Genomic DNA, 15,224 nt, shown 5'->3' with positions numbered 1-15,224 from the left:
AATTACTGTGATCAGGAAGAACACTCTAGCATTTTCAGGCTGAATTGGGACTGCAGGTAATCTTTTAGCTTCTGGAGTTCCTCCTGGTTGATGTAGAGCCCCTGTTTTGTTCTTCGCCAAAGGACGTCTTCCGGAGTAACAGCCCATTCCCGCGTCACCAGGTAATCGACCTCCCGTTGGCTGAGAGTGTCGGTAAACCAGTGCCCGAGGTCGTCCCTGGATTTGCAGCCGGCCAGGATCTGATGGCTGTCGGTACCATAACAGCGCACGAATCTGCGGATACTGTCGGTGTTCAGCCACGGGTAGTTAATCTCAAGCTCCGCCGCCAGTTGTTGCTGGTTACCAAAGTCACCACCCGGCAGAATGGCCTGCCTGGTCCAGGATTTTCCGGCGCCAGGGAAGTACTCGCATACTTTGTCGGTCACCGCCTCGGCCAGCTTCCGGAAGGTGGTGATCTTGCCGCCGAAAACGGAGATCAGGGGCGGCTGGCCGTCCTCTTCGTCTACCTCAAAGGAGTAGTCCCTGGAGGCAGTCTGGGCGGTTCCCTGTTCGTCATCCATCAGTGGCCGGACACCAGAGTAGCTCCACACCACATCTTCCGGCCCAAGCTGTCGACGGAAGTACTGGTTGACGATGGTCAGCAGGTAATCGGTTTCTTCCGGTGATATCCGGGCCTCGGACGGGTTGCCTTCGTAATCCACATCGGTGGTGCCAATGAGGGAGAAGTGTTCTTCGTAAGGGATGACGAAGACGATGCGCTCGTCCTGATTCTGCAGGATGTAGGCCTCGGTGTCGACGTTCAGGCGGGGTACCACAATGTGGCTGCCTTTGACCATCCGAATCTGTTTCGGGGCCTGCATGCCGAAGCTATCGCCGAACAGCTGGCTGACCCAGGGGCCGGTGGCGTTGACGATCACCTTGGCATGAACGGTGTGTTGGCGATCTCTTCGGGTATCTTCCAGAACCGCTTTCCAGCGCGGGCCCTGGCGGCTGGCCTGAACACACCGGGTTTGTGTCAGTATGGTGGCGCCTTTCTGTTGCGCCTTGCGGGCGGACAGCACCACCAGCCGGGCATCGTCCACCCAGCCGTCTGAGTACTCGAAACCTTTGGTAATGTCGGGTTTCAGGGGAGAGTTCTGGTCAAAGCTGATGGCCCTTGAGCCAGGCAGCATTTCCCGCTTTGCCAGGTGGTCGTACAGAAACAGCCCGGTGCGAATCATCCAGGCCGGGCGAAGGTGGGGCTGGTGAGGCAGGCGAAAGCGCATGGGCCACATGATGTGTGGCGCATTGCGTAACAGCGCCTCTCGCTCGGCCAGGGCCTCCCGGACCAACCGGAATTCATAATGCTCCAGGTACCGAAGCCCGCCGTGGATCAGCTTGCTGCTGCTTGATGAGGTGGCGGATGCCAGATCGTTCATCTCGCACAGTATGACGTTCAGGCCACGCCCGGCAGCGTCCATGGCAATACCGGTACCGTTAACACCGCCGCCGATAACCAGCAGATCGCACTGGCCAGGAACGCCTGACGGTTCATTTGCTTCCATTCGTTGACTGCTTTGCCCTGTTAACACGCCTGCTTGCCCCTGATCATCCTTTGAGTGAATGCTGATTATCAGAGAATGAACGCAGGGGGTAAAGCGACGGCGTCACTGAATGGCGGCCCCGAGGGCAGGATGCCCCGGGGCCGGCCGGGTCAGAGTGAAACCGGTTTGCCGGCTTCACGGCGGCGAGCTTCCCACTCTTCCCTGGTCTGGGCGGCCTCGTCGCCGGGCATGGAGTCGATGATGTCGAAGTAGTCCGAGCTGAACTGGTCCGCCATGATCTTCTCACGGGGTTTTACCTTCACCACATAGACGGTCTGCACGTTCTGGTGGTCAAACGCCCGCCAGTACTGCTCGTCTTTCAGGAAGCTATAGCGATGCCCCTCAAGTTCCCGGATGACCGCTCGGGTATTGGTGGTGCCGGCCCGTTCGACGGCGGCTTTGTACTGGTAAACAATGCTGTAGGCCGACGCGGCAGACGAAGATGGGCGCATTTCATAGCGGCTGGAAAAAGCCTCAACAAAATCTTTGCCCCGCTGATAGTTGTTTTCATAGGGCAGGTTCCATACCCAGGGGGCGGCGCCTACCACCCCTTCCATGATGGTTGGCCCGACCTGGCGTGCCATACCCAGAGTGAGGTTTGGCACCACAACCTGCATTCGTTTGGTCAGGCCCATTTCATAGGCGGCGTTAAGGGCTCTGACCATGTCGTCGCCAAAGAGCACCAGCATCAGTACTTCGGCGTCACTCTCGGCTGCTTGCTCCAGGGCCACCCGGAAGTCAGTAATCAGCGCCCGGGGGAAGGGCGTTTTCACGCCTTTATGCTGTTCTGTGTCTTCGGTGTTGGAAAACTTGCGCACAGATTCTTCCACTGACCAGCCCCACGTGTAGTCGGCAGTGATGTAGAAGTAGTTCTGGTCTGCGTGGTGGCGATTGAGGTATTGGCTCAAGGCCTTGGCAGTCATCCAGGCATTGTAGGGTTCCCGGAACATATGGCTGTGGCCTTCACTGCCGGTGGTGGCATTGGAATAGGTAAGGGTGCCGAAATAGAGTCGATTGCGATCCCTGGCTGCCTTGCCTGATGAAATGGCAACGGCACTGGATACTCCGCCAAAGACCATCTGGGCACCCTCACGGTCGATAAGCTCGGCAGTGTTCTGCGCGCCCTGGTCGGGTTCACCGCGGGAGTTGCGGATAACCAGTTCCAGGGGTTGCCCCATCACGCCGCCGGCTCGATTGATCTCATCAACCGCCAGGAAAGCCCCCAGTCGTTGCTGAAGCCCCTGGTCTTTGTACCGGCCAGTCTGTGGGTAGTTGAGTCCTATCTTGAGTGTTTCTGCATACACTACCGAGCTGCCCAGCAGCAGTAGACATGCCGTGAGCAGGAAGTTTCTGAAAGTCATTGTGGTTGGCCTCCAACGGTTTGGACCCCGAATGCGGGTTATTTTTGTTGTTCGGATCAAACAGGATTAGTGTCTGCCCTCGTTAGTGGACCAACAATGGGACTAAAGTGGAATTTGGCGTAACAATTTGTAGGGTCTTGATATACGTCAGGTTGTGCGAAAATAGTGCGTAATCTGGTGTCAGGGTTTGTGTGTGCACCAAACTGGTGCCCGGTAATCTGTGTGTTGCAGGGGGATTGGTGTGAATTGGCTCACGTTTGGGCGTTCGGGCGCTGGCAGGCCCGATCTTTGCTGAGGTCTCAGGGTTCCGAGGGAGCGAATAACTCTGTTCTGCTCCGATGTCCGGTCTGGAGAATCCTGAAATGACTCTGAAAAGCTACAAAATGAACCTGTCTGCCGGTGAGCGTTCCTGGTTGCCTGTCTTTGGGCGTAACGGAAAGCTGGCCATGCGTTGGTCCTGTTTCCTGAACCGAAACATGTACGAGACCAATGAACAGATATTCGAGAACCTGGCCAGAACCAGGCGTGATGCCCTGATTGGGTGGGCAGACCACAAGTGGTCGTTTCTGGAATCCGTTGCTGGCCGCCTGTATGGCAAGAACCCCGAAGCTCTGGGGGAGACTATTGCCCAGACCTCCACCCGGCTAAGGGAGATATCCGAGCTGTTTGTGGTGGCAGAGGATGGCCAGGTTGTTGCGTCCAGTGTGCCTGTCCGCAACGGCAAGCGTGACCTGGCTCCGGAAGCAGTCCGGAGAGGAACGGGTGAGCGTTTCCTGCATGGTCCTTACCGGGACCCGGTAACGGCGTCGTTGGGCAAAACCACCAGTCGGTTTCACGATGCGGTGACTCTGATGTTCTATCAGCCAATCGAGTTGGCCGGGGGGCAGCGGGCAGCTGTGTGTGCGCGAATTCCCAATGATGTGATGAGCGATCTGATTCAGCGTGAGGCCGGACACGTTTTTGAGGAGTCCGGCGACAACTACCTGTTCATGATCGACAGTCGTTTTGACAAGTCCATCTCGCCGGGAACGGCGCTGTCCCGATCCCGCTTCGAAGATGCCACCTTCAGCCACGGCGATAATCTCAAAGACGGCATAGAAACCGGCTTTGGCGTGGTGCGTATTCGGGAGCACACTGAATTCGAGATCCGGTTTACCGATCCGGCAACCGGCCGCTTGCACCCCGGTGTCAGGGAGACCATTGCCAATGGTGAGAACCTGTACGTGCTGTACCCGGGCTATTCCGACTATCGACACATCCCGGTGATTGGCAAGGGCATCACCTTTCAGATGCCTGGTTCGCCTGATACCTGGGGCATGATGTGTGAAGGCGATCTGGAAGAGGTATACCGACGGCGCTCCATCAGCTGGCGGTTATCCAGTCGTTTGGGCTTGCTGGCCGCGGCGCTGTGGCTGGTGAATGTTGCGTTGTCCACGTTGGGGGTGTCGGTATGGCTCGAAAGCGGGATCAATGCCCTGGCGATTTTCGCCATGGTGATGATCTTCCGGTCCACTTCCGTCAAACCGGTGTCGGAGCAGTTGTCCGCCATGGGGGATATCATCCGTGACATTGCCGAGGGCGGAGGCAACTTGCGGCAAAGGATTGACCTGAGCCGGACGCGCCGGGATGAGAGCGGGGATCTGGCCCGCTGGACCAACAGCTTTATTGACAGCCTGGATGGCATGGTGGGCCAGGTGTTGACACTGGCCGCAGACTCCCGGCAAGCCAGTGACCAGATGGTGACCCACAATCGCAGCGCCTATGAGCGGGTTCAGTCTGTGTTGGCTCATATCGACGATATGGTGCACGGTGCCGGTGTTCAGGAAAAAGAAATCAATAACGCGTCAACGACCGCTGAGGAAATGCGGGAAGGCATGGACGCGGTGGTCAGCCGTGCCCAGGCGCAATTTGCCCGGGTCAGTGAGGAAGCACGGAGTATCCGGACGGTGATCACTCGTTCAGCCGATGGAATCCGGGCTGCCAACGATCGGACTGAGGAAATCAGCAAAACTGCCCTGGTCATCAACGATATTGCAGCCCAGACCAACCTGCTTGCCCTGAATGCGGCGATTGAAGCCGCCCGGGCTGGGGAGTCAGGCCGCGGATTTGCGGTAGTCGCGGATGAAGTGCGCCAGCTGGCCAGCCGCACAGCAAAGGCAACGGAAGAGATTGGCCAGCGTCTGCAAGGCGTGCAAGACGAGACACAAAGGGCCGTGGCCGTTATGGAGGAGGGGATTTCGGAAATGGAGAACCGGCTTGCCAAAGCGGAAGCTGCCGCCGACGACAGCTCGGACTTGCATCATATGGTTGGCAAGCTGTTTCGGGCCATTGCCAGCATTGAGCAAACGAATCGCGAGCAAAGTCAGCAGACCCACGGCGTCTCGGAAAGTGCGGCGGCCATGCGTGGCGTGGTAGAACAGCTATCTGCGAGCTCAGAGCGAACGCAGGCCGCAGCGGCAAAGTTGCAGAGGCTGACGGGACAGTTTCAGGTCTCTGCCGAGGTTGCCTGACGGATAGTCGCAGCCCGGCGACCTCAGGCCGTCTCTGCGACGTCCGGATTAAACAGATGGTACTGGTTTCGGCCGTCCCGCTTGGACCGATACATAGCGATGTCGGCTCCGTGCAGTAGCTCTTGCACCGTGGTTCCGTCTTCCGGATACAGGCTGATGCCGATGCTGGAGCCGATCTGGATATTGTCGTTATTGATCCTGTAGGGATTTCGGTTCAGCTCGATCAGCCGCTCCGCCACCTGGATGACGTCCGAAAGCTTGTCGAGTTCCGGCAGCAGCACAATGAACTCATCGCCGCCGAGCCGCGCGAGGGTGTCGTCCTCACGCAGGTAATCGCGCACCCGGGTGGTAAATTGCAGCAGAAGCTCGTCACCGACCGCATGGCCAAGGGTGTCGTTTACCTCTTTGAACTGGTCCAGGTCGATAAACATCACCGCCAGCAACATGTCTTTTCGGTGTGCGTGGCGTATGGCATGTTCCAGACGATCTTCCAGCAGTCGCCGGTTGGGAACGCCGGTGAGTGCGTCGTAGTAGGCGAGCTGGCGGATCTGCTCTTCGTTCTTGCGATTCTGGGTAATGTCGGTAAACAACCCGGCATAGTGCGTGGTCTGGCCATGGTCATCGGTAATCGCAGTAATGGTCAGCAACTCCAGGTAGAGCTCCCCGGTTTTGCGTCGATTCCAGATTTCACCGCGCCAGTAGCCATGGGTTGTCAGGGACTGCCACATACGCTTGTAAAACTCTGCATCGTGACGTCCGGAGGACAGCAGTTCCGGCGTTCTCCCGATGACTTCCTCGGGGCTGTATCCGGTCAGTTGAGTAAAGGCGGGGTTCACGAACTCGATCCGAACATCCTTGTCGGTGACCATGATGCCCTCGAACGAGGATTCGATGACCCTCTCGGCCAGTTGCAAGGTGCGTCGGGATTTTGCCAGTGCCTGGTCCCGCTGTTCGAGCGCTTCACGCAGGTCATCCAGGTACATCTGTTCTGCGCCGGCGAGCATGTCGTGGTAGCCGATCAGACCGGTCACTTCACCACTAAAGTTGACCACCGCCAGGTGCCGAATCCGGTGATCAATCAGCAAATCCCGGGCGTGAATCAACGGGTCTTCTTCGTTGACGGTGAGCAGGGGGCGCGTCGCCAGCTCATGTACCGGAGTGTTGCTGGTGTGGCGGGCGATAAAGCGCACCATATCCCTTTCGGTCAGGATGCCCAGTTCACCGTCGCCACAATTCACCACTACGGCATCTGCGTGGTGATGGTGCATCTCGCTGGCCACCTCGGCCAGCGATCGGTGACCGTTAACCAGCAAAGGTGGTCGGGCAACCACGGCCCGGACTTCCCTGAGTCTCAGGTAGGGTTCCAGCCCCTGATTGAGCGCCAGGTCGGTTTGGGACAAGATGCCAACGGGCGCTTCATTTTCATCGACGACCAGGAAGTGTCGTTTGCCGCTGTCTCTCAATCTGATGGCTGCCTGGCCGGCGTCCATGGTGCTGGGTAAGGTCAGAACCGGAGAGCTCATCACCGTGCTGACCGGCTGGTTGAACCTGTCAGGGTCAGTGAAATCGAGTGCCAGGGCATCATGTTCTGTCCAGATGCCGATCACCTGATCCTGGTCCGCGATCAGTATCGAGCTAACGGAGTTTTCCGACATTCGCGCCGCTGCGTCGGCAATACTGGTTTGTGGACTACATTGCAGTAAAAGCCCGCTATACATAATGCGGGAAATGGGGAGCGGCTGCGCCATGGATAATCCTGTTTTTATCAGCGTTTTATCACCGTTCCAGTTTAGCAACGACCGGCCTCCGCTGCCTTAACTTTCACGTAGCTGCCCGGCGCATCCTCCAGGATGGCAAGCTTGCCGTCACCGAGCTGCCGCGCTGGCACCTTAGGGCCTTCAAAGTTCGCTAGCCAGGTGTTCCAGTGTGGCCACCAGGAGCCCGGGTGGTGCTCGGCCGACTGGAACCAGTCGTCGGCGTCCGCTGGCAGGTTGTCGTTGGTCCAGTAGCCGTACTTTTCCTTGTAGGGTGGATTGATAACCCCTGCGATGTGTCCGGAACCAGACAGTACGAAAGTGACCTGGCCTCCGTAAACCTTGGCGCCTTGGTAGGTGGTTTTCCACTTGGCGATGTGGTCCTGGCGGGCCGACAGGAAGAATGACGGAATCTGAATCTCGGCCAGGTTGATAGATTCACCAGCCAGGGTGAGGGCATCGGGCTCGACCAGCCGGTTGTGCAGGTACATTTCCCGCAAGTAGTAGCTGTGCATTCGAGCGGGCAGGTTGGTGCCGTCGGTGTTCCAGTAGAGCAGGTCAAAGGCAGCAGGCTTCAAGCCCTTGAGATAGTTATTGGTCCAATAGGACCAGAACAGGTCGTTCTCCCGGAGCAGGTTGAAGGTGAAAGCCATGGCCCGGCCATCGAGATAGCCTTTCTTTTCCATGGCGCGTTCAATACCACGAATCGAGTGGTCGTTGATAAACACGCCAATGCCGCCCGGATCGGAGAAATCCAGCAGGGTGGTCAGGTAGGTAGTACTGACGATGGGCTTACGCTGCTTTTTCTCAAGCCAAGCCATGGTAGAGCCCAACAGGGTTCCGCCGATGCAGTAGCCAATGGCGTTCAGCTGGTCTTCACCGGTCGCCTCCCTGATGGCATCAATAGCAGCCAGGGGGCCGAGCTCCATGTAGTCTTCCCAGCCTTTATCTTTCTGCGCAGGCCCGGGGTTGCGCCAGGACACCACGAAAACCGTCTGGCCCTGGTCGACCAGCCATCGGATAAAGGAGTTCCTGGCGGTCAGGTCGAGGATATAGAACTTGTTGATCCAGGGCGGGACAACCAGCAGTGGGCGCTGGGCCACGGTCTCTGTTGTCGGCGCATACTGGATCAGTTGCATCAGCTCATTCTGGTAGACCACCTTGCCAGGCGTTGTGGCCAGGTTACCGCCCACCTCAAACGCCGAGCGGTCGGTCATGGCCACATTGAACAGGTTCGGGTTCTGGCGCAGGTCTTCAACCAGGTTGCGCATGCCGTCCACCAGGTTCATGCCCTTGCGCTCCCAGGTAATACGCAATACTTCCGGGTTGGTCAGCGGGTAGTTGGATGGTGACAACGCACTGGTGAGTTGGCGTGCGTAGAACAGCATCTGGTCCCGGCTTGGGCCAGGCAGCCCCTCCATGTTCTCAACCCATTGCAGGAAGGCTTTCGAATTGATCAGGTAGGCCTGCTGAAGTACGTCGAACGGCAGATGTTTCTGCCAGTCTTCGGCCAGGAAACGGCGGTCGTCCTGGTCGGGTTCAACAACAGGACCAGCGGGTTTGCCCGTCAGGCGGGCAAGAGTGTATCGGGCCAGGCCCAGGTGCTTTTTGGCAAGGTCAATTTCCGCGCTGGCAAACCGCAACGGGTGAAGCAAAAGGTCTTCCGCCATAGCTCGATAGGCCTCCGACATCTCGTTCACGGTAGAAAGTTTGGTGTCGTCTACCAGGCCGGTGTCACCGAGCCATTTTTCCAACTGTTGCTGGCCCTGGCGGACATTATCCTCGAACGCCTTTACCAACTGGTTTGCGGTTTTACTGACCAAATCCAGACCAAACATGACGCCTCCTGGCAACAGATATAAAAAGGTCGGAAAGGCATTGCCAATCCGACCGTTGCAGCCTTTGGAACATCAGGCCGCGGTTTTGCTACCGCCAGATTTCTGGGTTGGGGCTTTCTCTTTGGCGGGTTTAGGGGCTTCGGCCTCAAACACTTTCTGTACCTGCTCACGGGTCTCGGTGAGATAGTCCTGCCAGGCTTTCCAGTCATTGGTGAACTGTTCGCTGAGAGATTTGAGTGTTTCTGCCTGTTCGGAGGTTACCTGCTTCAGGTCATCCAGGTCGCGTACTTCAGATACCTTGCGGGCCTGATTCATGGCAAGGTCGGCATAGCGACGAAAGGCTTCCATCTGCATTTCGGTAGCTTTACTGAACTGGGCGAACAGGGTTTGGTTCAGACGGTTGGCTTTTTCGAAAAGGTCTGTGCTCATTTAATACAACTCCTTTGTATATGGGATGACTGAGCAGCTAGTCTACCGTATGGGGAATGACACGATTTTGACAGGCGTCAAACCCGGATTCAGCATATTCTCTAGGGTATAGACCAATAACAACCCGCCGGGAGATGGCCATGAGCAATCGCAAATCTGAACTTGAAACCCTGAAAGCCGATCTTGAAGCCAGGCTGGTGCGTTATCAGGCTCACCAGCGTCGGGAGACCGGAGCGCTTGACAAGGATTTTGAAGAACAGGCAAGCCAGACCCAAAACGACGAGGTGGTGGATTCACTGGAAGCGGAAACCCGGGCAGAGCTTGTTCAGATTGCCCATGCCCTTGATCGTATCAACAACGGTCTTGGGGACGAGTGCGAGAAGTGTGGTGAGGAGATTGACCCCAGACGTTTGCAGGTGTTGCCTTACACCACAGTTTGTGTAAATTGCGCCGCTGACTGAGCAGGCCAATCCATCGTCCCAAACCAGGGTGGTACTACATGACAGCAACGCACTCTTCTGAGAGCAAACCCAGGGGGTTACCCAAAAGCCAGGTTATCGGTTTCTTGCTGGGTGTCCTGTTTCTTCTTATAACCCTTATGGTGCCGGCGCCGGCGACTATGAGTCCGGAAGCTTGGGCGGCATTGGGGCTGATGTTGCTGATGGCAACCTGGTGGTCAACCGAAGCCATCCCGATTCCTGCAACCGCATTACTGCCGATTGTACTGATCCCGGCCCTGGGGCTGGGATCCATTGGTCAGGCGACGTCACCTTACGCCAATCCGATCATTTTTCTGTTCCTGGGTGGTTTTACCCTGGGGCTGGCCATGCAGCGATGGAACCTGCATCGTCGAATAGCTCTGCTCACGCTCAGGGCCGTGGGTGACCAGCCCAAGCGCCAGGTGGCCGGGTTCATGTTGGCCACCGCATTTCTCAGCATGTGGGTCAGCAATACGGCCACGGCCATCATGATGTTGCCCATAGGTTTGTCTGTGGTGGCGATGATGGATAGCTCCAACCCTGAGGGTGTTCGGCGCTATGCAACCGCCTTGCTGTTAGCCATTGCCTATTCGGCGAGTATTGGCGGAATTGCCACCCTGATTGGGACACCGCCCAATGCCTTGTTGGCGGCGTACCTGAGCGAAAATCAGGGCATTTCGGTGGGTTTTGCCCAATGGATGTTGCTTGGCGTACCGGTGTCGGTGGTCATGCTGGTGCTAGCCTGGTGGTGGCTGACCCGGAAGGATTTTGGCATTGGTGGCTCGGCAGATAGCGGGGAGATGATTCAGAATGAGCTAGCGAAACTGGGCTCAATGAGCCGGGGTGAGAAGCTGGTTGCCCTGGTGTTTCTGGTCACGGCGGCCGCCTGGATTTTCCGGCCTTTGTTGTCCGCCAACCTGATGCCGTGGCTCAGCGATACCGGTATCGCGATTGCGGCTGCCATTGCCATGTTTGTTATTCCTGTTAACACCGCCGAGCGGGTGTTTGTGCTGGACTGGGATTCGGCCAACAAGCTGCCCTGGGGTGTGCTCCTGCTATTCGGTGGTGGTCTGGCCATGGCGGGTGTTATCAGTAGCTCAGGGCTGGCGGAGTGGATTGCCCAAAGCCTTGGTGTTGCCGGGGCGTTGCCGACACTGGTTATGATTGTTCTGGTGGCTACCGTCATTATTTTTCTGACGGAAGTGACCAGCAATACCGCCACCGCCGCAGCGTTCCTGCCCCTGTTGGGTGCCCTGGCCATGTCGCAGGGTGTGTCGCCGTTGTTGCTGACGGTGCCTGCGGCCATCGCGGCCAGTTGTGCCTTTATGATGCCGGTAGCGACTCCGCCCAACGCGATTGTGTTTTCCAGTGGCCATATGCGAATTGCCGATATGATTCGTGCCGGCTTTGCCCTGAACATTATCGGCATCATCGTTGTTACCCTGCTCAGCTACCTGCTACTCGGGATTGTCTTTACCCTCTGATGGGGTACCTTGCCCATCGGTTTTCCTTCCCACCTGCCTGTTTCCGATACCTTCGGGAACAGGCGGGTGTTGCCGGCTACCTTGAGCCTTGAACCAGTTCTCAGTCCATCCATGTCAGGCCCCTTCTGCAGCGACAGATTTGAGGCACAGTTATCTTTAAGCCAGTCGCGATTTCGGTATCGTACCGTAACAACATGTAACCCGATAAGTTGCACGTCTAATAAAAACAGGGACTTTCCAAGATGCTGCTGGTGCTGGCCGGATCCATTCTCACGTTCACTATGGTGCAGGAAGCCACCGAGGTTGAGCCGTTTGATCGGGGCACGATTGTTATCCAGCAGAACGTGGACACCAGCCCGGCGCTGCTACGTTCTGATGTTCGGGTTGAGCCTCTGGTTGAACAGAAATTCCGTAATATCGTGCGTCAGGCATACGACTACAGCTGCGGCAGTGCGGCACTGACAACCGTCCTGAATTTCTATCTGGGCAGAAATCTGTCTGAACGTCAGGTGATGGAAGGATTGCTCCACTACGGTGAAAGTGAGCGCATTGTTCAGCGCCGGGCGTTTTCAATGTTGGACATGAAACGACTGGTCACTGCCCTGGGTTATCCCTCCGGTGGCTTCCGGGCCAAGATTGATGACCTCATGGAGCTGGACCACCCCGCCATCGTTCCCATCGATCACGCCGGTTTCAAGCATTTTGTGGTGCTCAGGACCATTCGTGACGGGCGGGTATACCTGGCGGATCCTGCCGTTGGCAACATCTCCTTCACGCTCGATCAGTTCGAAGAAAAATGGGACGACAACGTTCTGTTTATCGTTTTTCCGGGTAGCGACAAGCCGCTGGATAACCTTGAACTCAAAGAAGAAGATCTGCGATTTGTGGATGACCAGACAATGACCCTGCTGGCGTTACAGCAAATGCCTGTATTCCATGAATCTACCGAAAGACGTATCCAGAATGTGCTCGAACGTCAGAAAAACAACCCGGACGGCAGCGTAGAGAATACTCGAAAACAGCTGTACTACCGCCGCAACTAATTTTTCGGGTGGTAAGCCCGGAACAGGAATAAAACCAATAAAAGTAGGGAGTCAGGATGAATCGTTGGTTAGTGCGAGGCTTTATCCTTGTTTCCGCCTCGGGTCTGCTTCCGGCCATGTCAGTGGCGCAGGATGGCAATGTTGATCAGGCGCGGGAAGCGCTGGCCCGTCAGGAAGGCGATGAGGATGCCACAAGGCAGTTGGAGGAAGTGTTCCAGGCGGCGGAAAAGAACTATTCGCTGCAGAAAAAGGGCACTCACTCCCTGAACTATTCCTTTGACTACTCCTACACCGGTGACCAGCGTCTCGATCTAGCCATTACCAATGGTTCGGTCAGGAATCTTGATGTTGTGCCCACAGCCACGCACAACTTCACCAACGCTTTCTCATACGACTACGGCCTGCTGGATAACCTGACCATCGGCACGCGTATTCCCCTGGTGGTGAAATACGACACCGAGGACGAATTGTCCGTGTATGACTTCGGCGACATCTCTTTTACCGGCCGCTGGCAGCCGTTCGCTTACGTGCCGGGCAAGGTATCGACCACCTTCTTTGGAACGCTGACCTCGAAAACCGGTGTCAGCCCCTATGAAATTGACATCAAGGAGCAGCTGTCCACGGGCAGCGGATATTACTCCATCGGCGGCGGCCTCAGTATGTCGAAGGTGTTGGACCCGGTGGTGGTCTTCGGCTCGGTCAGTGCTACCTACAACATTGAAGAGGATGGTCTGGAGCAGGTCCGGGGCGCTCGCCTGCTGACCAAGGTTGAGCCCGGCTTCGGGTTGTCCGGTTCTGCCGGTTTTGCCTACTCGCTGTCTTACGATATTTCCCTGAGCATTTCCGCCCAGCTCAGTTACAGCGATGAAACTGTGCTCACGTTCCGCAATGGCGATCAAGCCGTTGCACAAGACCAGATGACCGGCTTTCTGAGCATGTCTCTGGGTACCCGGGTGAGTGACACCACCATCGTCAACACCAGCCTGGGCATTGGGCTGACCGAAGATGCTCCGGATTTCTCCCTGGGTATATCCCTGCCCATTAATTTCTCCGGCCTCAAAGAGTGATTGGAGCTGCAGACGATTTAAGGGAAGGGACGAATTTCATGGCACATTTCAGCCAAACAAAGCAGCTTCTGGGGGCCGTCATCGCCGCGACACTCTCATGTGGAGCACAGGCGCAGCTTGCCCAGAATCTCACCATCCATCCCAAGGCGTTGGCGCTGGGCAATGCCGTGACAGCGGATCCACCCGGTGTCATGGCCATCCATTATAATCCGGCGGGCCTGACCAAACTGAAAGACCGGCAACTTGAGGTAAACCTCCTGAGTGTTTACCTGGACATCGATGCCGACTTTATTGCTCCGGATGGTTATGAAATCTTCGGTATCGACGGACTTGAAATCGACCCGAACACGGGAAAACAGCGGGATCCCGTGGCCAATACCCACAGTCATACCAACAATGTTGCACTCTACGTTCCGGGGTTCGGGATTCTGAAAGCGCCACCGGGCCCTGCGGTTGCGCCGTCAGCTGGCATCAGCATCAATCCTCCGGGGTCAAAACTGACCTTTGCCAACGCTTTCTACCTGCCGCTGGCTGCAGGTTTCTATCGGGACAAGGATGATCCGGGCCGTTACCAACCCCAGGCCACGGCTTTGCAGCGCACCACCTATCTGTCGCCAAGCGTTGGTTATGAAATCAATGACCAGTGGTCGGTGGGTGCGGGTATTCACCTGTCACACATGGGTATTGCCGCCGATCAGTATATGCGGGCGCCCAACATGTTGTTGGGTGTTGCGGAAGTGCTTCAGGATGCGTTCAACTGTGAGAGTGGCGATGAGCCCCTGCAGCCCTGGCTGGCCCTGTGTGGCGGTAACGTGGGCCCCTGGGATGATATTGGTGCTTTGAGCATCAATGTTCAGGAAACCATATCGCCAACCTACACCCTGGGGGTGCTCTGGGAGCCGAACGACTGGTTTCGCTGGGGGGCAAGCTATACCTCTGAAGCGGACATGAACCTCAAAGGGACGTTCGAGATCCAGTACACCGACGACTGGTCCGGTTTCTGGCAGAGTGTTAACGGTTCGGTATTGGGGGCTATTACCTCTGCCATCCTGAGCCTGCCGTCTGGGGCACCCCGGGAAGCGGGTAATGTCAGCATGGATCTGGTCTACCCACAGCATTTCCAGACCGGTATCAGTGTCGATGTTCACCCCAAACTGACGTTGAATGCTGATGTGGGTTGGACAGACTACGCCCAGTGGGATGCCTTCGTGTTCCGCTTTGACCGAAATCTGGAATTCCTGAACGCGGCGCGGATTCTGTCGCCCGACAATGCAACGCCAAACACTCTCCGACTGCCGCTGGGCTTCAAGAGTCAGTGGAACTGGGCGTTTGGTGCTGAGTTCCATGCGTCATCACGACTGGATCTACGGGCCGGTGTCGAGATTCGAGACTCAGTCATTCCCGATGACCAGCGATCGATCATGGCACCGTTCGGTGGCGCCAATCTCTACAGCATCGGGATGGGGTACAAGTGGGACAAAAACACCGAGATCGATATGAACCTGTCCTACCTGCAGTCCATTGAAACCATTCCGGCCAATACCAGCTGCAACGTGAACTGTGACAACATCACCAATATCATCTATAACCCCTATGCCGGGCTGGATATCAAAACCTCGTTGCGGGTGGTCATGGCGGGGCTGAGCTTCCGGACCAAGTTCTGATTGTTGCTGGCG

General features: G+C 56.7%; 11 protein-coding genes. 6 read left to right on the top strand and 5 right to left on the bottom strand.

The window, feature by feature from the left end; translation table 11 throughout:
* Window positions 1–11 precede the first annotated feature (11 nt).
* Together glpD and ACZ5Q2_RS15365 are read right to left on the bottom strand one after the other, a co-directional pair.
* Window positions 12–1,544: a glycerol-3-phosphate dehydrogenase gene (gene glpD, locus ACZ5Q2_RS15370; protein ID WP_432209931.1), complete on the bottom strand. Its 1,533-nt coding sequence runs from the start codon at window positions 1,542–1,544 to the stop codon at window positions 12–14.
* A 149-nt stretch (window positions 1,545–1,693) separates the two neighbouring features.
* The gene (locus ACZ5Q2_RS15365) at window positions 1,694–2,944 is read right to left on the bottom strand and encodes an ABC transporter substrate-binding protein (RefSeq protein ID WP_342632309.1); all 1,251 of its coding nucleotides are present in this window, start codon (window positions 2,942–2,944) and stop codon (window positions 1,694–1,696) included.
* A 362-nt stretch (window positions 2,945–3,306) separates the two neighbouring features.
* Between ACZ5Q2_RS15365 and ACZ5Q2_RS15360 the strand changes: the two genes are divergently transcribed.
* Window positions 3,307–5,454, top strand: coding sequence for a methyl-accepting chemotaxis protein (locus ACZ5Q2_RS15360; RefSeq protein WP_432209932.1), 2,148 nt, complete (start codon window positions 3,307–3,309; stop codon window positions 5,452–5,454).
* A 23-nt stretch (window positions 5,455–5,477) separates the two neighbouring features.
* Here ACZ5Q2_RS15360 and ACZ5Q2_RS15355 read toward each other — a convergent pair whose 3' ends face one another.
* The 3 genes from ACZ5Q2_RS15355 to ACZ5Q2_RS15345 form a co-directional block, all read right to left on the bottom strand.
* The gene (locus ACZ5Q2_RS15355; protein WP_230712526.1) at window positions 5,478–7,202 is read right to left on the bottom strand and encodes a diguanylate cyclase domain-containing protein; all 1,725 of its coding nucleotides are present in this window, start codon (window positions 7,200–7,202) and stop codon (window positions 5,478–5,480) included.
* A 41-nt stretch (window positions 7,203–7,243) separates the two neighbouring features.
* The gene (locus ACZ5Q2_RS15350) at window positions 7,244–9,046 is read right to left on the bottom strand and encodes a PHA/PHB synthase family protein (RefSeq protein WP_230712525.1); all 1,803 of its coding nucleotides are present in this window, start codon (window positions 9,044–9,046) and stop codon (window positions 7,244–7,246) included.
* Between the two features lie 72 nt (window positions 9,047–9,118).
* Window positions 9,119–9,475: a phasin family protein gene (locus tag ACZ5Q2_RS15345; protein WP_230712524.1), complete on the bottom strand. Its 357-nt coding sequence runs from the start codon at window positions 9,473–9,475 to the stop codon at window positions 9,119–9,121.
* 140 nt (window positions 9,476–9,615) lie between these two features.
* Here ACZ5Q2_RS15345 and ACZ5Q2_RS15340 point away from each other — a divergent pair, with 140 nt between their 5' ends.
* The 5 genes from ACZ5Q2_RS15340 to ACZ5Q2_RS15320 all read left to right on the top strand — a co-directional run bounded on the left by ACZ5Q2_RS15340 (window position 9,616) and on the right by ACZ5Q2_RS15320 (window position 15,212).
* Complete coding sequence (locus ACZ5Q2_RS15340; RefSeq protein ID WP_061330978.1) at window positions 9,616–9,936, top strand: TraR/DksA family transcriptional regulator; 321 nt, start codon at window positions 9,616–9,618, stop codon at window positions 9,934–9,936.
* Window positions 9,937–9,974: 38 nt separating this feature from the next.
* Entirely contained in the window at window positions 9,975–11,438 is a 1,464-nt protein-coding gene (locus ACZ5Q2_RS15335) for an SLC13 family permease (RefSeq protein ID WP_061330979.1), read from the top strand.
* Window positions 11,439–11,680: 242 nt separating this feature from the next.
* Window positions 11,681–12,481, top strand: coding sequence for a C39 family peptidase (locus tag ACZ5Q2_RS15330; protein WP_058089514.1), 801 nt, complete (start codon window positions 11,681–11,683; stop codon window positions 12,479–12,481).
* A gap of 56 nt (window positions 12,482–12,537) precedes the next feature.
* Complete coding sequence (locus tag ACZ5Q2_RS15325; RefSeq protein ID WP_058089515.1) at window positions 12,538–13,548, top strand: hypothetical protein; 1,011 nt, start codon at window positions 12,538–12,540, stop codon at window positions 13,546–13,548.
* Between the two features lie 38 nt (window positions 13,549–13,586).
* Window positions 13,587–15,212 (top strand): OmpP1/FadL family transporter, encoded by a 1,626-nt coding sequence (locus ACZ5Q2_RS15320; protein ID WP_058089516.1) that lies wholly within the window; start codon window positions 13,587–13,589, stop codon window positions 15,210–15,212.
* Window positions 15,213–15,224 lie beyond the last annotated feature (12 nt).

This window comes from Marinobacter alkaliphilus, from assembly GCF_055394375.1.
This window is presented reverse-complemented; position numbering and strand designations above follow the sequence as displayed.